Below are 18,405 nucleotides of genomic sequence, written 5' to 3'. Positions count from 1 at the left end.
CCTAACAATCAATCAATTAACAATATTATTCCGCCTATATTTTCTATATTGAGCTTTTAAGCTATTGATTAGCCAAAATTCCCTCCTTTTATTTGATTCGGATTTGCCAGCTATGGTACATCTGCAAAAACCAATTTTTAAAACCAATTTTACATGAAAAAAGTTTACTTATTTAAGTACGGCCTGACTGTGCTCCTTTTAATCTCGGCGATAGCTTCGTTTGCTCAAAAAGGTGCTTTCAGGGGCAAGGTGGTTGATGATCTTAACCAGCCATTACCCGGCGCCACAGTGCACGTTAAGGGTGCATCTCAAACAACAGTAACAGATGCTAATGGTATGTTTTCGCTTACGGGCGATACGCAACAGGCATTAACCGTGCAGATTACTTTTGTTGGCTACGATGTGCTGGAGCGGGTAATCAAAGCCAACGAAAACCCCACCTTTCAATTAGTTCCTTCATCGAAAGCCTTAACCGAAGTAGTGGTTATGGGCTACGGAACGGTTAAAAAATCTGATTTGACGGGTGCCGTTGCAACCATCGGCGCTAAAGACCTTAATCCGGGGTCGGTTACCAACCCATTGCAACAACTTGCCGGCAAAGCAGCAGGCGTAAACATTACCCAGGTAGGCAGCGAACCCGGTGTGGCACCAACGGTGCGCATACGTGGCCTAACATCGTTACAGGGTGGCAATGATCCATTGGTTGTTGTTGACGGTATTCAAGGCAATATGGACCTGCTAAACCAGGTGCCGCCAAGTGAAATTGCATCAATAGACATCCTTAAAGATGCTTCAGCCACCGCTATCTACGGCTCGCGAGGCGCCCCGGGTGTTATCCTGATCACTACCAGGAAAACCGCCGCCGGCAAAAGCAGTGTTGAGTATACCGAAAACAGCTCGCTGGACGTAATTGCACACAAATTGCAGGAACTAAACGCCGCGCAATGGACTGCACAAGCCGAAAAACAAGGTGTAGATGTATCTGCAAACCACGGTTCAAATACCGACTGGTTTAACCTGCTTACCCAAAACGGCGTTACGCAAAACCATAATCTTGCTTTTGGTGGCGGCACCAATGGCTTTAACTACCGTGCATCGGTAAGTGCCATTACACAAACCGGTATTGTTATCAATTCCAACTATAAAAAATATATAGGCCGCATTACCGCTACACAAAAAGCGCTTGATGATAAGTTAACCCTCACCATGAACGTAAATAGCGGCATCAACAATGATGTTTACAGCCCTATCGGCATCGGCCGCGCAGCTTTTACTTCAAACCTGATCAGCAATACGTACATATCCAGGCCGACTGACCCTGTATTTAACACCGATGGATCATACTACTCAGACCCTAACGTATTCCAGTACATCAACCCTTACGCTGTTGCAAAAACGGTTAAAAACGATGTGAACACCAACAACCTGTTCACCAGTTTAAGGGGCGACCTGGATATTTACAAAGGCATATCTGCCGGATGGTTTGGCAGCTGGAGAAAATCTGATACGAATACAGGTTATTACGCGCCGGTAGCATCAACCATAGCTACCGCTATTGATAACAAAGGCATCGCCAACATCAGCAACAACCATGTTGACGAAAAACTGATGGACATCAGCCTGAGCTACAAACATGAATTTGGGTTAAGCCATTTTGATGCATCGGCTATTTATGAGTGGCAGGCACAAACCTATAACGGCAGCTTTGCACAGGGCCGTGGTTTTGTAAACGATTTTGCTACTTATAACGCTTTGCAGCTGGGCGATATCTCCAAAGTTTTACAGGGCGATATCTCATCGTACAAAAACGACAGGAGGCTTATTTCATATATCGGCCAGATCCATTACTCGTACAACAACAAGTACCTGTTAACCGCCAGTATCAGGCGCGATGGTTCAACCGTGTTTGGGGTTAATAACAAATGGGGTAACTTCCCGTCGGCAGCGCTTGCATGGCGGATTGACCAGGAAGATTTTATGAAAAACCAAACCCTGTTCAGCAGCTTTAAGTTGCGTGTGGGTTATGGCGTTACCGGTAACCAACAAGGCATTACCCCGCAAAACTCTATTGCCTTGGTAGGCCAGGCAGGTTCGGTGTTCTTCGGCGGATCGACCATTCCCAACTATTTTTATACACAAAATGCCAATCCTAACTTAAAGTGGGAAACCCGTAAGCAGGCCAATGCCGGTTTCGATTTCTCGATGTTTAACGATCGGTTGAACGGTACTTTTGATGTATACAGGGCTACTACCGATAATTTGCTATACCACTACACCGTACCCGTTGTAGGCCAGTTTTTTGTAAATAACATTCTGGCAAACGTAGGTAGCCTGCGCTCGCAAGGTGTCGAGCTTTCTTTAAGCTATATGGTGATAAAAAGCCAGGATATGACACTTACCCTTGCTGCAAACGGGTCATTGCTGCAAAGCAAGGTACTTAAATTAGGCGGCAACATACAAGGCTTTGATGTACCTACCAACTATGTTGGCTGGGGACCAAATGCTTACCTTGTTGTAGGCAAGCCTGTAGGCACTTTTCTTATTTTAAAACACCTGGGCAAAGATGCCAACAGCGCCGAAACCGTTGTTGACCGTGATAAAAACGGCACCATCGACCAGGGATCGCAAAGTAAAGACAGGTATGAAGAAGGCCAATCGCTGCCTAAATATACCTATGCCTTTACACCATCGTTTACTTACAAAAACTTTGATGCATCAATGGTTTGGCGCGGATCGGGCGGTAACAAAATCTATAACGGCCTTCGCCAGGACCTGAGCCTGCTTGAAAACCTGGGAAAATCAAACGTGCTTACCAGCGCGGTGCCTTTGGGCATTCAATCGTCACCTTATGGGTCTGACCTTTGGTTGGAGAGCGGATCGTATTTAAGGTGGGAAAATCTTTCGTTAGGATACAGGTTTAACCTGGCCAAAGTAAAATACATCAGCGCTTTACGCTTATCTGTAACCGGCCAAAACCTTGCCATTATAACCAAATACAAAGGCCTTGATCCTGAAGTGAACGTGAGTGGCGACAGCTCATCGGGCGGCGACTACGGCACCTATCCGCGCACCAGGACCTTTTCTTTAGGTTTAAATGTTATTCTAAAATAATTTGATCATGAAAAAAATATTAATCAGTATTTGTATTATTAGCCTTGCTGCAAGCTGTACCAAGGTTAATGAGCATGTGTATGACAAATATACAGCTGACCAGTTTTATTCAACCGCGGCGGGTGCCGATGATGCTTTGGCCAATGTGTACTCAAAAATTACCGGCAGCTGGGGCTCAAACTATGCCGGCCGCGATAATTGCTGGTACGATTTAAATAGCTTCTCATCAGATGAGCAGGTAATACCTCACCGTAACACCGGCGATTGGCAGCTTGACTTTGCCCAACTGTATACCCGTACCGAATTGCCAAACCTGGGCATCATCAATAATACCTGGAACTGGGCTTACTCTACAATTTACAGCGCCAACCTGGCCATTGCCCAGCTTACATCGGCCAAAGCCGATCCGGCAAAAATTGCCGAGGCCAAAGTGATGCGTGCCTGGATCTATTACCTGTTGATAGATGATTTTGGTGATGTGCCGTTTTATACCGACAACAATACCAACGTTTCAAAAATACCGCAGGCAAAACGTGCCGATGTTTACAATTTTGTGGTAAACGAGCTTAAAGCCAATGTTGATTTACTTTCCGAAACACGTGGCGGCGCCTATTACGGCCGTTTTAACAAGTGGGCAGGTTACATGGTATTGGCCAAGGTTTACTTAAATGCCCAGGTTTATACCGGCACCCCGCATTGGGCCGAAGCTTTGGCAGCAGCCAATAAAGTAGCATCGGGTGGTTTTACACTACACGCTGCCGGCGCAAGCACAACTGCACCCCTGGGAAACACCTACTATGACCTTTTTGGCGATGTATGCCCTAACGACGAAACCATTTTTGCCTTATACATTACGCAAAACGTTATCAGCGGCAACATTTACACCATCCGTAGCTTAAACAGCCCCAATGGCGTGGCTCTTATAGGCTTTGCCGGCTGGAACGGTACCATCATCCCCTCAGAGTATTATGACAAGTTTGATAACGCCGATGTTCGCAAAAAACAATTCCTGGTTGGCGCACAGGCCGGCGGTATCACTTATACCAAAGAGGTATCGTCATTGATAGACCCGGGTGCAGGCCCTAACGAGGGTATCCGCGACGATAAATTTTTCCCCGTAAAACCATCTGACGGCAGCGGCGAATCAAACGATTTCCCGGTTTACCGTTATGCCGATGTACTGCTGATGCAGGCCGAGTGTAATGTTCGCTTAGGCAACGTTACAGCCGCAGCCCCATTCCTGAACCAGGTAAGGGAGCGTGCCGGACTTAGCGATATTGCAGCACCTACGTTAGATAACATTTACGATGAACGTGGATTTGAATTGAACATGGAAGGCCACCGCAGGCAGGACATGATCAGGTTTGGCAAATTTTTGCTGCCGCACGGTTTCGTTCAAACTACACCTGCCTACAGGATGCTGTTCCCGATACCAACTGAAGCACTTAACGCCAATACCACGTTGAAACAAAATCCAGGTTATTAATTATTCATAAAGTGATGAAAAAAATAATCAACTTAACATTTGCAGCAATGGCCTTCATGGCCGTTGCCTGCCATAAGCAGGCGGAGTTGACCACGCTGAAACCGGTTGCCTTTACGGGTAACATGACGGCCTCAACAACTGCAGTCACCCTGTCTGCTACAACCGACGATCAGTCGGTAATTACCTTTACCTGGCCTGCGGTAGTTTACCCTTACAAATCGCACGTAACCTACACCCTGCAGGCCGATTTGCCTGCCGATACCGTAGGCGCAACCGCCTGGCAAAACGCTACGTCGGTATTAATTGGAACCGATGTACTAACCAAAACCTACAAAGGCAGCGATTTAAACACCCTGGCCCTTGCGTTAGGCGTTACGCCAAATGAAGTGGGTAAAATGGTGTTCAGGGTGCAAGCCTACCAGGATAGGAATGCTTATTCAAAAGCGGTAACATTAACTATAAGCCCGTATAAAATTATCCTGCCGCCAAGCAACAATTACCCGGTACTATATCTTCCGGGCGATTACCAGGGATGGTCGCCGGGCACTGCTGGCACAGTAGCGGCATCGGTACCTAACATTTACGAAGGCTACATTTATGAGCCTGCAGGTGGCAGCTATCACTTTAAGTTTACCAGCGCGCCCGATTGGAACCACATTAACTACGGCGATGGCGGCCCGGGCTTATTAACCACCGATGGCACCAAAGGCGATTTGGTTTTGCCTGGCCCGGGTGTTTATGAACTGGTTGCCAACCCGCAAAGCCTTACCTGGTCATACACCCTGGTTACGTGGGGCATTATTGGCGACGCCACCCCAGGCGGCTGGAGCACGGATACCCAAATGACGTACGACCCGGCCAAACAAGTGTGGACGGTTACTGCCAATATGGTTGCCAGCGGATCGTTCAAATTCAGGGCTAATAACCAGTGGGCTATTGATTTTGGCATCACAGCAGATGGCAAAATCCAATACGCCGATAACCCTGCATTACCGTACAACGGCTCGTTAGGCAACTTAACTGTACCGTCAAATGGTAATTATACCATTACGCTGGATTTGCATGATCCAAATAATTACAACTTTAAGTTAAAGAAAAATTAACCGGTAAGGCAGCGCGTTTGCTGCCTTACATCATACCTTTTTTTAATATACTTTGAGTATGTTAACGGATTTTACAAGTGTGCATTAGTTGATTTTCAGGAGTAACCGGGTTTGCCGGGCTCCTGATTTTTACTGCCAGTTACCTTCCGATAACAATTCATCACCCCTTTTATACATGAAATTTATTACGATCACACTTTTACTTGCCTGCGTTTTAAACTTGCCGTGTGTTATGGCGCAATCGCCGGTAGTAACGCCCGGAAATATCGAAACCGTTACCATTGGGCAACAGGAAGTTTCTTTAAAAACAACCAATGCTTACGGCAGCATATCTGTTTACAGCCCATCCATCATTCGGGTGCGGTTGGATAAAAAGGTATTGGGCGACGATTTTTCGTACGCTGTAGTTGGCAAAGCGCATGCTGTAAAAGTGCAGATCAGCCAAACAGATAATGAGATTGATATCAGCACCGATTCGTTAAAAGCGGTAATCCAAAAGAAACCTTTCAGCATAACATTCTATACAATTGATGGCAGGATAATTAACCAGGACGAACCCGGTTTAACCACGTCATGGGTAAACGATGCGGTAACTACCTATAAAAAAATGCAGGATGATGAGCATTTTGTAGGCCTTGGCGAAAAAACCGGCAACCTTGACCGCAAGGGCAACGCCTACACCAACTGGAACTCGGATGTATATGGCTACAGTACCATGGCCGATCCGCTTTACTCCACCATCCCTTTTTATGCCGGCATTCATCATGGGTTAAACTATGGTATTTTTATGGATAACACCTACCAAAGCGATTTTAATTTTGGCGCCAGTAATAACCGTTTCTCGTCATTCGGCGCGCACGGAGGCGAAATGAACTACTATTTTATCTACCATAAAAAAATGGCAGATATTATTGCCTCCTACACCTGGCTTACCGGGCGTATGCCGTTGCCCCCAAAATGGGCTTTAGGCTACCAGCAAAACCGTTACAGCTATTACCCCGAAGCCGAGGTAATGCGTATAGCCCAAACCCTGCGCGAAAAGCGAATCCCTGCTGATGGTATTACTTTAGATATCCATTACATGGACAGGTACCAGCTATTCACCTGGAACAAAAGCCGTTTCCCCGATCCTGTAAAAATGACTGATGCGCTTAACAAAATGAACCTGAAACTTACGGTTATTGTAGACCCGGGGATTAAGGTTGAAAAGGGTGCACCTGCTTATGAAAGCGGCCTGAAACAGGATGTATATATCAAATACCCCGATGGTTCACCATACACAGGCCAGGTTTGGCCGGGCTGGTGCAACTTTACCGATTTTACCAGCGATAAAGGCCGTACATGGTGGCGTAACCAGGTAGATTTCTTCGCAAAATCGGGCGTAAGCGGTATCTGGAATGACATGAACGAAATATCTACCTGGGGCCAAAAAATGCCCGATAATGTTTTATTTGATTATGATGGCCACCCAACTACCCATTTACAGGCGCATAACGTGTATGGATTAGAAATGGTACGTTCAAGCTACGAAGGCGCGCTGGAACATTTTAAAGAGCGCCCTTTTATCCTGAGTCGCTCGGGCTATGCAGGTTTGCAGCGTTACTCAGCCCTCTGGACAGGCGATAACCGTGCCGAGGAAGACCACATGTTGTTGGGCGTACGTTTAATGAACAGCCTTGGCCTAAGCGGCGTATCATTTACAGGGATGGATATTGGCGGGTTTACCGGCAATCCCACCACGTCCTTATATACCCGTTGGATTGAGCTTGGCGCATTTATCCCCTACTATCGTAACCACACGGCCTTGAATAGCCGCGCTGCCGAGCCCTGGGCTTTTGGCGAGGATGTGCTGGACATTGCACGAAACTATATCAGCTTACGCTACCAGTTAATGCCTTATTTATACTCCAGCTTTTATGAGTCGACGCAAAACGGGTTGCCGGTAATGCGCTCGCTGGCTATCAACTATACTTTTGACCCGAAAGTGATGGACGCCACCTACCAAAACCAGTACGAGTTTGGTAACGGTTTTATGGTTGCCCCTTTTGAAAGCACCGCGGCTTTTGGCAAAGTATATTTTCCAGAAGGCAACTGGTATGATCTGTATACCGGGGCCGAACAAAAGGGTGCACAGGAGGTAACTATCCCGCTAACGGTTAGCAAACTGCCGGTTTACGTAAAAGGCGGCAGCATTATCCCCATGCAATCGCTTACCCAATCAACTGCCGAATTGCCTACCGATACGCTCGCGGTGCATGTATATAAGGGCAGCAAAGCCAATCATTTTGTGTATTACGAGGATGATGGTAAAAGCTTCAGCTACCAAAAAGGTGATTTTTATAAACGAACCATCAGGTTTGATCCCGATAAAAAAACCATCACATTTGATAAGGCAGAAGGGGGCTTTAAAACCAATTTTAAATACATCAGGCTGGTGCTGCACGGCTTTGAACAATCAACATCAGTTAAAGCAGGCAACAGCAATTTAAAGCTACAGGATAGCAGCATCGCGTTTTTAGGTGCCGCAGCAAATACCGACCCGCAAGGGAGCATAAACAGGCCCGATAGCAGCCCGGCTAAAATGGTAACCATCAGTAATGCACCAAATAACATCCAGATAAATTATTAAAAAGGAAGTGTGAGTATGATCATGAGTAACAAAAAAAACCAGATGAACAGTTTAATTCTATTTATAATGCTAATAGGCTCGCTACTGGGCTGCGGCAAAAAATCGCCAACGACAGATGACGGCGGCACTACCCCACCCCCAACCAATACCGACCCTGCCCAATACGGCACCCCTTTTACCGGCGTACCCGCAACCAAAGATATTGTGATGTATGAGGTGAATTTAAAAACTTACTCGCCGGTTGGCCTGAGCAGTGCCATGGCTCGTTTAGATTCTATCAAAGCGCTTGGCGTTAACGTGGTATGGCTAATGCCAACCTACCCGGTAGGCGTTTTGAAAGCTTCAGGATCACCCTATGCGGTTAAGGATTACACGGCTGTAAACGCCGATTTCGGCACGCTGGATGACTTGCGGGCTTATGTTGCCAAAGCACATACGCTGGGCATAGCCGTTATATTGGATTGGGTAGCAAACCACACCTCATGGGATAATGCATGGATCCAGAATAAAGACTGGTACCAGCAGGATGCATCTGGCAATATTATTATTCCGCCAGGCACAAACTACGCTGATGTTGCCGCGTTAAACTACAACAATACCAGCATGCGTACCGCCATGATTAAGGCCATGAAATACTGGGTGTACACAGCCAATATCGATGGCTACCGCTGCGATTTTGCCGACAATATCCCTAATGATTTCTGGGTACAGGCAATAGATACTTTAAACAAAATTACCACCCATAAGCTGATATATTTAGCCGAGGGCACCAAAGGCCCCGAAATAAGCGCGGGTTTCCAGATGAATTTTGCCTTCAGCTATTACGGTACGCTTAAAAACGTATTTGCAGGTACATCCAGCCCATCGGCCCTATACTCAACAAACACTGCCGAAAAAGCTTCGTTACCGGCCAATGGTATTAAATTAAGGTATATTACCAACCATGATAATGCATCGTCAGATGGCAGCACCATCAGCGAGTATAAAGGCAAGCAGGGTGCGCTGGCCGCGTTTGTTTTGGCGGCCTATATGGATGGTGTGCCATTAATATACAGCAGCCAGGAAGTGGGCTATCCAAATTCCATTAACTTTTTTAATAATATACCGGTAGATTATACCGCCAACCCGGATATGATTGCCGAATACAAAAAGATTATAGCCTTCCGCCAGGCGCACGAGGCTGTTAAAACAGGAACATTAACCGCTTATAACGATAATGATATTGTATCCTTCGAGAAAAAGACGGCAGCGGATGATGTATTGGTACTGGTAAATTCAAAAAACAGCAGCGTTACCTACGCCGTTCCGGCAACCTTGCAAGGTACCACTTGGACAAACGGCTTCACCAAAGCAAATATCACGTTAGGTGCCCAGCTTACTATTCAGCCATATCAATACCTGGCGCTAAAAAAATAGTTTCTTGTTTACTTTTCATATCAAAGGGGCAGCTTGGTCTCTGGTCCCTTTTGGGTTTGTAAATCACCGCGCGATGCGGTGATTTACTTTTTAATGGGGATTTTTTCCTCTGACCGGAAATAGAAAAAGTTGTTCCTGAATTTTACAACAACCCACCGGCAACAGTGATTCTTTCGCCTGTTACCCAACCGGCATCGTCAGAAGCCAGGAATACCGCAACCTTTGCAATATCTTCCGGCCGACCCGTGCGGCCCAACGGCGTGTTAGCAACCATTTGTTTCTCCAAATCGCCTCCAATTATACCCGCACTACGTGTACCTTGCGTTTCGGTAACGCCGGGAGCAATAGTATTTATCCGTATTTTTCGTCCACCCAACTCTTTGGCCAATAGTTTTGTCATGGTATCAACGGCAGCTTTTGCCGCGCAATATACCACCAGGCCGGGCATGGGATTTTGGCTTACTGTCGAGCTGATGTTTATAATACTGCCACCCTCCTGGCCAAATAGCGCAACCGCGCTTTGGGTACACAATAAGTTACCCAGCACATGCGTGTTATATTGTGCATGAAAACTATCTTCGGTAACGGCCTCTAAAGGCTCAAAAGTAAAAACGCCTGCATTATTCACAAGGATATCCAGCCGGCCAAACGCAGTTTTTGTTTCGGTAAACAACCTTTTCACATCTGCCGATAGTGTTATGTTACCCTGAATAGCGATGGCAGCGCCACCATCTTTCGTTATTTCATCAACTACTTTATCTGCGTCCACCTTCGCCGATGCATAATTGACCACAACTTTTGCACCCGCTTTTGCAAATGCTTTTGCAATTCCGGCACCAATTCCTTTTGATGCACCGGTAACCACCGCAACTTTATCTTTTAACTTTAAGTCCATTTTATTGCTTTTAATGAGCTGCAATACTAATATATTTGTATACTTTTGGCAAGTATGTACTTATTTGTATGTTATATACCAAAAAGTATGTATAATTGATTATCAATATTTTATATAAAATAAAAATGAAAAATAAACGCGAAATCCCTGAGCAAATCCAGAATTGTGGCGTTGAATATGCGTTTAAACGCATCGGCGGAAAATATAAGGCGAGGATTTTATGGTATTTACACTCAAAAACTGTACTGCGCTACGGCGAGCTAACCCGTACATTGCCCGATATTACCACCAAAATGCTTACCCAGACTTTAAGGGAATTGGAAGACGATAAATTAATAACACGGAAAATGTATCACGAAGTGCCACCCAAAGTAGAATATTCGGTGAGCGAGACAGGGCGGGAATTAATTCCGTTTATTGAGCATTTACACAATTGGGGTAAAAAACAATTGCAAAATGAATTATTGGCAAACCAATAATAAACAATAAAAATATACAATAAAGGCTCTTAAAAAAATGCCCCCGGCGTAATGGCTCAATCGTGGTACTTTAAACATTACGCCGGAAATTAAAACATTCCTCAATCTTTTTATTACACGGATGTGTGTTTCTCCATTCAGAAGCTAAACACAATTTATCTCAGCCCTCCACCCTATACTCCGCCTGGTGCAAAACCGGAAATTTAACCGAGTTGGCTATAAAGCATAATTTGTTAGCCTCGTGGTGCAGTGCAGCTGCCCTTGCCTGCATAGCGGCTTCTTTAAGGGTAATCACCGGCTTTAATATTACTTCGGTAAAATAGCCTCCGCCGTCGCTGGTTTCAACCATAGTACCTTCTGCCCTATCTTCATACGCGGTTACCACCACGCCCGCCACCGAACACAAGTGCAGGTACCACAACATGTGGCAGGCAGCTATCGATGCAAGCAACAGGTCTTCGGGACTATAACGGGATTTATCCCCCTGAAACTTGGATCTGACGAACCTGAAATATCCTGCTTACCATCAATGCTGATGGTGTGGGCACGTTCATATGATCTATAATCTTTGGTTCCGGTGCCCGTATTGCCTGTCCAGGTGATGGTGGTTTTATAATGATGATCTTTCATGATCTAATATCACCATAAAAATAAACACCATTAAATAAAATTACAGATTGGTCATTTTTAAAGATGCCTCATAGTAACGCTGGCCGGTATCAGGATATTTTTTTAACAGATCATCAATCTCCTGCAAATCGACAGCGGATAATTCCACGTCAACAGCTCCTGCGTTTTCCTGCAGGTATTTGCGCTTTTTGGTGCCTGGGATAGGAATAATATCATCGCCCTGAGCCAATACCCAACCTAAGGCGAATTGTGCTGGTGCAACATTTTTTTGTTGTGCCAGGACAGCAAATTCACGGGCCAGTTTTTGGTTATTGTCCCAGTTGTCCTCGTTAAAACGTGGCAATGTTTTACGGAAATCGCCGTCGGCAAGTCCTTCTTTATTTAAGGTATTGGTTACCAGGCCACGCGATAGCGGGCTATAAGGCACTAATGAAATATTTAGCTCGCGTAATACCGGCAGTATTTCGTTCTCTACATCGCGGGTAAGTAATGAATACTCGCTTTGCAGGGCAGCAATAGGATGCACGGCGTGCGCTTTGCGGATGCTTGCAGCCGATGCTTCAGATAAACCAAGGTAACGCACCTTGCCTTCCTTAACTAATTCGGCCATAGCTCCTACCATTTCCTCCACAGGCACATTGGGATCGATACGATGGGCGTAGTATAGATCGATGGTATCGATATTTAATCGTTTGAGACTTTGCTCAACCGCAGTTTTCATATAAGCGGGCGAGGCGTCAAAATAAACATTGGCGGTGCCGCTACCCGCATAAGGGGCGTTGACATCCCTCACCCTGAAACCAAATTTGGTGGCTATAAATACTTTATCGCGGTTTTGCTTCAATACTTTGGCTATCAGTTCTTCGTTTTTGCCGTTGGCATACATATCCGCAGTATCCCAAAAGTTAATGCCCAGGTCAAGCGCCAGGTTAAGTGTAGCTAATGATTCGTCGTTATCTATCGGGCCATAGGCGAAACTCATGCCCATACAGCCTAAGCCAATGGCAGATAGTTTTTCGCCGGTATTCCCTAAATTTCTGTATTTCATAGGTATTATGTTTTTGTTGATACAAATTTAAACAACCTGCAAAGCGATGCGGTTATAAGTATCAAACTAAATATTACAAAATTCAAACAGCTAACGCTAAGTCAAAAGTATTTAGTTGCAAGTCTCAAGTCATTTTCGCTTGTTGCTTACTTCCGACTCAAACCACCAATCAACCACAACAAGGCGTTTAAAAACCTTGCTTTTGCCAAAAATTCTTGACCCAAAAAAAACGCGACCAGGCAAAGCCCGATCGCGTTTTTTTTACCAGGGGGTAAAAATTATTTTTTACCTGAAGCAGCTTCCTGCTCAGCCTGACGTAATGCACGTGAAGTAGTTACAGATACGATAGTATCTTCCTGTGCATTGGTAATAGTTAAGTTTGGCAATTTAATTTCGGCCACTTTTACTGATTTACCAACTTCCAAAGCTGCAATGCTTACTTCAATAGCATCTAAATGATCTTTAGGTAATGCTTTGATGCGCAGTTTCCTTAGTTTTTGAACTAATTTACCACCCACTTTAACACCTGGCGAAGTTCCGGTTAATTTAACAGGGATCTCGATAGTGATAGGCTTTTTCTCGTCAAGCAATAAAAAGTCTACGTGGATAATTTGTTCAGTTAAAGGGTGAAACTGCAAATCTTTAATAATAGCCTGTGATTTAACACCAGCAACGTCAAGATCGATGAAATGAACAACCGGAGTGTAAACTACGGCTCTCAAATCAGCTGCGGACACTGAAAAGTGGGTTTGGGTTGGCCCACCGTAAAGTACTGCAGGCACTAAGCCTTGGTAACGCAGTTCTTTAGCGTCTCTTTTCCCTACGTTCTCTCTTGGAGAACCGCTAATAGCAATTGATTTCATTGTTTTTTATTTTATTTATTATTTATTAAGTCCATGGTCGATAGTCAATAGACCATGGATTTGTTTTAATGCGTGTTCCCTCTGCCATGGACTATTGACCATCAGCTATGGACTAATTAGTCTACCCTAAACAACTGGCTTATCGAACCGTGTTCATTTACATTGCTTATAGCTTTTGCAAACAATTCGGCAGTTGATAATACTTTTATTTTAGGGCTTTCATATTTCAATGGTATGGTGTCGGTAACTATTAGTTCGGTTAACACCGAGTTTTCGATAGTTTCGTAAGCTTTACCAGATAATACGGGGTGTGTACAAACCGCGCGTACGCTGCGTGCACCACGTTCCATAATTAAGCCTGCTGCTTTGGCCAGCGTGCCGGCTGTATCGCAAATATCATCAATCAATACAATGTCCTGGTCGGTTACGTCGCCAATCAATGTCATCGATTCAATCTCGTTGGCACGTTTACGACGTTTATCGCAAATTACAACCTCGGCATTAAAAAATTTAGCAAAGCTGCGCGCCCTGTATGAGCCCCCCATATCTGGCGATGCAATGGTTAAATTACCAAGACCAAGGCTTTTAATGTACGGCACAAAAATGATAGAAGCATCCAGGTGATCAACCGGAACATCAAAAAATCCCTGTATCTGCGCTGCGTGCAAATCCATGGTCATGATGCGGTTAATACCGGCTGCCACCAATAAATTGGCTACCAGTTTTGCGCTTATAGCTACGCGGGGTTTATCTTTCCTGTCCTGGCGCGCCAAACCAAAATACGGGATAACGGCGTTTACATAATGTGACGATGCACGGCGGGCGGCATCAATCATCATCAGCAATTCCATCAGGTTATCAGTAGGCTGGTGGGTACTTTGTATCAGGAATACATCGCATCCCCTTACAGTTTCATTAAAATGTGGTTGAAATTCGCCATCACTAAAACGTGAAAGTACTACATCGCCCAATTCGCGGCCATAGGCTTCAGCAATTTTTTGCGCCAGCGCTTTTGAGCCCGAACCTGCAAATAATTTAACCGGATTAAATTGTAATGGCATTTTTTTGAATTTTGAATTTCGGATGTCCGATTTCGGATTTGGTTAATTTTCAATTGCTTATCAAGCTAAAATAAAATAAACCAGGCCGTTAACAACCCCCTAAAATACAATTCGGACCTCGATTTTCTAAAACGGAATAAATCCGAAATCAAAAATTCGAAATCCGAAATTTCTTGTTGCCCGACCAGGATTCGAACCTAGACAAACGGTACCAAAAACCGTCGTACTACCATTATACTATCAGGCAATCTCCCTGGATGTTTTACTCTCCGAAAAGGAATGCAAATATAAGACGATTTTTTAACTCTCAAAACAGAATTTGAAAAAAGTATTTACAAGCCTGTTTTACAGCTAAAAACGATTAAAAAGAGTTAAGGTAAGCCGTTTGGTTTCGGCATCATAATAGTTTTTTGCTAATTTCGGCTCAATTAAGCCTTTTGATATACGAAAGTACCTGACATGAACTACACTAAGATCAACAATATTTTTGGCTGGATAGCCGGTATTATCGCTACCATTACCTACATTTTAACACTTGAACCATCGGCCAGCTTTTGGGATTGTGGCGAATTTATAGCTTGTATCTTCCGCATGCAGGTAGCTCATCAACCGGGAGCGCCTTTGTTTACCATGATAGGTAAAGTATTTACACTGTTATCTATGGGCGATAATACCAGGGTTGCCTACTGGGCCAATATGGCCTCGGCATTGGCCAGCGGCGCAACTATCCTGTTTTTATTCTGGACGGTTACTGCGCTTGCTAAAAAAATACTGGTAAAAAAAGCCGAAGATATTAATATCGCCAGCCTGATTATCATTATAGGTTCAGGTTTGGTTGGTGCTTTGGCCTATGCTTGGTCAGATACGTTTTGGTTTTCGGCAGTTGAATCTGAAGTTTATGCGCAATCATCTTTATGTACAGCCATCGTTTTTTGGGCTATACTAAAATGGGATGCCCATGCTGATGAACCCAACGCCAACCGCTGGATTGTTTTTATTGCCTACATCATGGGCTTATCAATAGGCATCCACCTGTTAAACCTGCTGGTAATACCGGCAATAGCTTTAGTAATCTATTTCCGCAAGGCAAAAGCCATAACCGCCCAGGGCACGCTACTGGCATTTTTTGCGGGTGTGGTATCGGTAGCTTTTGTGTTATGGGGCGTTATCCAGTTTACAGTTAAAGGCGCGGCCTTCTCCGATCTGCTTTTTGTAAACACCCTGGGTATGGGCTTCGGCAGCGGTGCTATTGCTTTTTTTGCATTATTGATAGGCACCATTGCTTTTGGCATTTATTATACTATTAAACAATCGCAGCTTGCCATTATAGCTTCGGCGGTATGTTTTATATTGGCGCTGGGTATTAGTACCGGCATTATTGGTGCACTTATTGGCATAGGTATTTTGGCCTTGTTGGAGTACGTGATTAAAATTCGTGAAAAACGTTTTGCTCTCAATAGCTTTTTTGTGTGCCTGTTGTTCATACTGTTTGGCTACAGTTCATTTGTGATGATAGTAGTGCGTGCCAAGGCCGATCCTAACCTTAATAACAGCGATCCGCAGGATGCATTTGCCCTTAACAGCTATTTAAACCGCGATCAGTACGGTGATACGCCATTACTATACGGCCAGTTTTTTGACTCTACCCCTACCGAGCAAACCCAAGGCGCCCAAATTTACCGCCGCGGCAAAACTCAGTACGAGGTTGCAGGCAAAAAACTGACAACCGTTTATGATCGTAATACCATTTTTCCGCGTATGTTTAGCGATAAGGGCGGCCATGCGCAGTTCTACCGGGCATGGAGCAAACTGGCCGATGGCGAAAAGCCAACCTTTGCAACCAACCTGGGCTTTTTTGGTACCTGGCAGGTTAACCAGATGTATACTCGCTATTTCCTGTGGAATTTTGTTGGCCGTACCAATGACCTTGACGGGCAAACCAGCAATAGCGGCGCCGATGGCAACTGGATAAGCGGCTGGAATTTTAACAAGCCATTGCCTGCCGAGGTTACCCAAAGCAAAAGCTATAACCGCCTGTACTTTTTACCGCTGATTATTGGCCTGGTGGGCTTATTCTTCCACTTTAAAAGCGACCAGCGAAACGCCGGTGTAGTATTGGTACTCTTCTTTTTTACCGGCTTGGCCATTGTGCTTTACCTTAACCAGGACCCCCTACAACCACGCGAACGTGATTATGCCTACGCCGGATCATTTTATGCTTTTGCCATTTGGATAGGCCTTGGTGTTATGGGCGTGGCCGAGCTTTTAAGGAAGGTGGTTAATGCTAAAACCAGCGGAATTATTGCCACCGTGGTTTGTTTATTAGCCGCTCCCGTTTTAATGGCCAACCAGGAGTGGGACGACCATAACCGGTCGACCAAGCTTACGCCGCATGATATGGCCTACAACTATCTTAACTCCTGCGCGCCAAATGCTATTTTGTTTACTTATGCCGATAATGACACCTACCCGCTTTGGTATATACAGGAAGTTGAAAACGTAAGGCCCGATGTACGCATTGTAAATTTAAGCTTACTGGGTACCGATTGGTACATCCGGGGCATGAAACATAAGATGAATGAATCGGAGCCTTTGCCTATTACGATGCCCGACGATAAATTTAAAGCCGGTGTACGCGATGTGGTTTATTTAAGCGATAAAAACCTGCCGGGCTCAACCGAGTTAAAGGATGTTTTTGATTTTATTACTTCGGATGAAAAGGAAGCGATGGCCGACTATGGTAATGGCGAAATGGGCAACTATCTGCCAACCAAAAAATTCAAAATAACGGTTAACGCAGACGATGTGGTAAAAACCGGAACAGTGCCAGCCGCCCAAAAGGATCAGATAACACCCGAAATGGATTGGACATTTAACGGCAAATACGTAACCAAAGATATTTTGGCTATGATGGATATTTTGGCCCACAATAACTGGAAAAGGCCAATTTACTTTGCTACCACCGTGCCTGATGAAAACCTGATAGGCCTGGGCAAATATTTGTATAGCGAAGGTTTTGCAAACCGCCTGATGCCATTAAAAGTTGATACTGCTGCAAACGCGGCCGATTTGATTAACACCCCGGTAATGTACCATAATATGATGACACAATACAAATGGGGCAACATGAAAACGGCCAGCTATCTTGATCATGAATCAAACACCATGTTTTATCCACTGATCTCGAGGTTATATTCCAGCCTGGCCGATAACCTGTTAAAAGAAGGAAAAACCGACCTGGCTAAAAACGCGTTAAAAAAATACGACGAGGTAATGCCGGAGACCATCCCAAATACCGAGATAGCCATCCGCAAATATTACCTGATTGAAACCGCCTATCGCCTGGGCGAAACCCAAATGGCCAACAAACTGGCCAACCTGATTGATGCTTACGTAACCAACCTTCTGGCTTATAATTTAACACTGTTGCAAAGCGGCGATACCACGCTGGAGAGCCGCGATATCCAATATTCGATGTCGATGCTGAACGGGTTGGTAGAGTTTACCAAAAACTACAAACAACCACAACTGAACGCCAAATTTAACGCGCAGTTTAAAGAATATGAGAAGAAATTAGGCATGGGTACGGGGAAATAGAATTAAGAATTTAAACGGGCTGTCATGGTGAGCCCGTCGAACCATAGCGGGCAAAGACCTCTCCGCGCGAGTCTTCGACAGGCTACC

The 18,405-nt window shown here is 44.9% G+C and carries 13 protein-coding genes and 1 tRNA gene; 7 read left to right on the top strand and 7 right to left on the bottom strand.

Going from position 1 to position 18,405, the window contains the following annotated elements; translation table 11 throughout:
- The first annotated feature begins 153 nt into the window (after window positions 1-153).
- The 5 genes from BMX56_RS22035 to BMX56_RS22015 all read left to right on the top strand — a co-directional run bounded on the left by BMX56_RS22035 (window position 154) and on the right by BMX56_RS22015 (window position 9,745).
- On the top strand, window positions 154-3,111 hold the full coding sequence (locus BMX56_RS22035; protein ID WP_090651841.1) for a SusC/RagA family TonB-linked outer membrane protein: 2,958 nt from the start codon (window positions 154-156) through the stop codon (window positions 3,109-3,111).
- A 7-nt stretch (window positions 3,112-3,118) separates the two neighbouring features.
- Complete coding sequence (locus tag BMX56_RS22030) at window positions 3,119-4,597, top strand: RagB/SusD family nutrient uptake outer membrane protein (RefSeq protein WP_090651840.1); 1,479 nt, start codon at window positions 3,119-3,121, stop codon at window positions 4,595-4,597.
- 14 nt (window positions 4,598-4,611) lie between these two features.
- The gene (locus tag BMX56_RS22025; RefSeq protein ID WP_090651839.1) at window positions 4,612-5,700 is read left to right on the top strand and encodes a SusE domain-containing protein; all 1,089 of its coding nucleotides are present in this window, start codon (window positions 4,612-4,614) and stop codon (window positions 5,698-5,700) included.
- A gap of 175 nt (window positions 5,701-5,875) precedes the next feature.
- Window positions 5,876-8,329 (top strand): glycoside hydrolase family 31 protein, encoded by a 2,454-nt coding sequence (locus BMX56_RS22020; protein ID WP_090651838.1) that lies wholly within the window; start codon window positions 5,876-5,878, stop codon window positions 8,327-8,329.
- A 42-nt stretch (window positions 8,330-8,371) separates the two neighbouring features.
- Window positions 8,372-9,745: an alpha-amylase family glycosyl hydrolase gene (locus BMX56_RS22015; protein WP_177183880.1), complete on the top strand. Its 1,374-nt coding sequence runs from the start codon at window positions 8,372-8,374 to the stop codon at window positions 9,743-9,745.
- 142 nt (window positions 9,746-9,887) lie between these two features.
- Here BMX56_RS22015 and BMX56_RS22010 read toward each other — a convergent pair whose 3' ends face one another.
- Window positions 9,888-10,640 (bottom strand): SDR family NAD(P)-dependent oxidoreductase, encoded by a 753-nt coding sequence (locus BMX56_RS22010; RefSeq protein WP_090651836.1) that lies wholly within the window; start codon window positions 10,638-10,640, stop codon window positions 9,888-9,890.
- 125 nt (window positions 10,641-10,765) lie between these two features.
- On the opposite strand from BMX56_RS22010, the gene BMX56_RS22005 reads away from it, so the two are divergent.
- Window positions 10,766-11,119, top strand: a complete 354-nt coding sequence (locus tag BMX56_RS22005) for a winged helix-turn-helix transcriptional regulator (RefSeq protein WP_090651874.1) — start codon at window positions 10,766-10,768, stop codon at window positions 11,117-11,119.
- 160 nt (window positions 11,120-11,279) lie between these two features.
- On the opposite strand, the gene BMX56_RS30570 is transcribed toward BMX56_RS22005, so the two are convergent.
- The 6 genes from BMX56_RS30570 to BMX56_RS21980 form a co-directional block, all read right to left on the bottom strand.
- Entirely contained in the window at window positions 11,280-11,543 is a 264-nt protein-coding gene (locus BMX56_RS30570) for an OsmC family protein (protein ID WP_255369892.1), read from the bottom strand.
- A gap of 11 nt (window positions 11,544-11,554) precedes the next feature.
- Window positions 11,555-11,749 carry a hypothetical protein gene (locus BMX56_RS30565; RefSeq protein ID WP_255369891.1) on the bottom strand — a complete coding sequence of 65 codons (195 nt, stop codon included), beginning with the start codon at window positions 11,747-11,749 and terminating at the stop codon, window positions 11,555-11,557.
- Between the two features lie 40 nt (window positions 11,750-11,789).
- A complete protein-coding gene (locus tag BMX56_RS21995; RefSeq protein ID WP_090651835.1) occupies window positions 11,790-12,797 on the bottom strand; it encodes an aldo/keto reductase in 1,008 nt (335 codons plus the stop codon).
- Between the two features lie 278 nt (window positions 12,798-13,075).
- Complete coding sequence (locus BMX56_RS21990; protein WP_090651834.1) at window positions 13,076-13,660, bottom strand: 50S ribosomal protein L25/general stress protein Ctc; 585 nt, start codon at window positions 13,658-13,660, stop codon at window positions 13,076-13,078.
- A gap of 116 nt (window positions 13,661-13,776) precedes the next feature.
- Window positions 13,777-14,721 (bottom strand): ribose-phosphate pyrophosphokinase, encoded by a 945-nt coding sequence (locus tag BMX56_RS21985; protein WP_090651833.1) that lies wholly within the window; start codon window positions 14,719-14,721, stop codon window positions 13,777-13,779.
- A gap of 176 nt (window positions 14,722-14,897) precedes the next feature.
- Window positions 14,898-14,968: transfer RNA gene (locus tag BMX56_RS21980), tRNA-Gln, on the bottom strand.
- Between the two features lie 212 nt (window positions 14,969-15,180).
- On the opposite strand from BMX56_RS21980, the gene BMX56_RS21975 reads away from it, so the two are divergent.
- Window positions 15,181-18,318, top strand: a complete 3,138-nt coding sequence (locus BMX56_RS21975) for a DUF2723 domain-containing protein (RefSeq protein WP_090651832.1) — start codon at window positions 15,181-15,183, stop codon at window positions 18,316-18,318.
- Window positions 18,319-18,405: the final 87 nt, after the last annotated feature.

Origin of the sequence: Mucilaginibacter sp. OK283 (genome assembly GCF_900110415.1) — a bacterium.
Lineage (GTDB): Bacteria > Bacteroidota > Bacteroidia > Sphingobacteriales > Sphingobacteriaceae > Mucilaginibacter.
Note: the sequence above shows the minus strand (reverse complement) of the source record. Positions and strands in the feature narration are given on the sequence as shown.

Excerpts from the sequence above, each read along its gene's own strand:
- BMX56_RS21990 (WP_090651834.1), bottom strand. The coding sequence starts at position 13,660 with ATGAAATCAATTGCTATTAGCGGTTCTCCAAGAGAGAACGTAGGGAAA.
- BMX56_RS22010 (WP_090651836.1), bottom strand. The coding sequence starts at position 10,640 with ATGGACTTAAAGTTAAAAGATAAAGTTGCGGTGGTTACCGGTGCATCA.
- BMX56_RS22030 (WP_090651840.1), top strand. The coding sequence starts at position 3,119 with ATGAAAAAAATATTAATCAGTATTTGTATTATTAGCCTTGCTGCAAGC.
- BMX56_RS21975 (WP_090651832.1), top strand. The coding sequence starts at position 15,181 with ATGAACTACACTAAGATCAACAATATTTTTGGCTGGATAGCCGGTATT.
- BMX56_RS22015 (WP_177183880.1), top strand. The coding sequence starts at position 8,372 with ATGAACAGTTTAATTCTATTTATAATGCTAATAGGCTCGCTACTGGGC.
- BMX56_RS21995 (WP_090651835.1), bottom strand. The coding sequence starts at position 12,797 with ATGAAATACAGAAATTTAGGGAATACCGGCGAAAAACTATCTGCCATT.
- BMX56_RS22035 (WP_090651841.1), top strand. The coding sequence starts at position 154 with ATGAAAAAAGTTTACTTATTTAAGTACGGCCTGACTGTGCTCCTTTTA.
- BMX56_RS22025 (WP_090651839.1), top strand. The coding sequence starts at position 4,612 with ATGAAAAAAATAATCAACTTAACATTTGCAGCAATGGCCTTCATGGCC.
- BMX56_RS21985 (WP_090651833.1), bottom strand. The coding sequence starts at position 14,721 with ATGCCATTACAATTTAATCCGGTTAAATTATTTGCAGGTTCGGGCTCA.
- BMX56_RS22020 (WP_090651838.1), top strand. The coding sequence starts at position 5,876 with ATGAAATTTATTACGATCACACTTTTACTTGCCTGCGTTTTAAACTTG.
- BMX56_RS22005 (WP_090651874.1), top strand. The coding sequence starts at position 10,766 with ATGAAAAATAAACGCGAAATCCCTGAGCAAATCCAGAATTGTGGCGTT.
- BMX56_RS30565 (WP_255369891.1), bottom strand. The coding sequence starts at position 11,749 with ATGAAAGATCATCATTATAAAACCACCATCACCTGGACAGGCAATACG.
- BMX56_RS30570 (WP_255369892.1), bottom strand. The coding sequence starts at position 11,543 with ATGTTGTGGTACCTGCACTTGTGTTCGGTGGCGGGCGTGGTGGTAACC.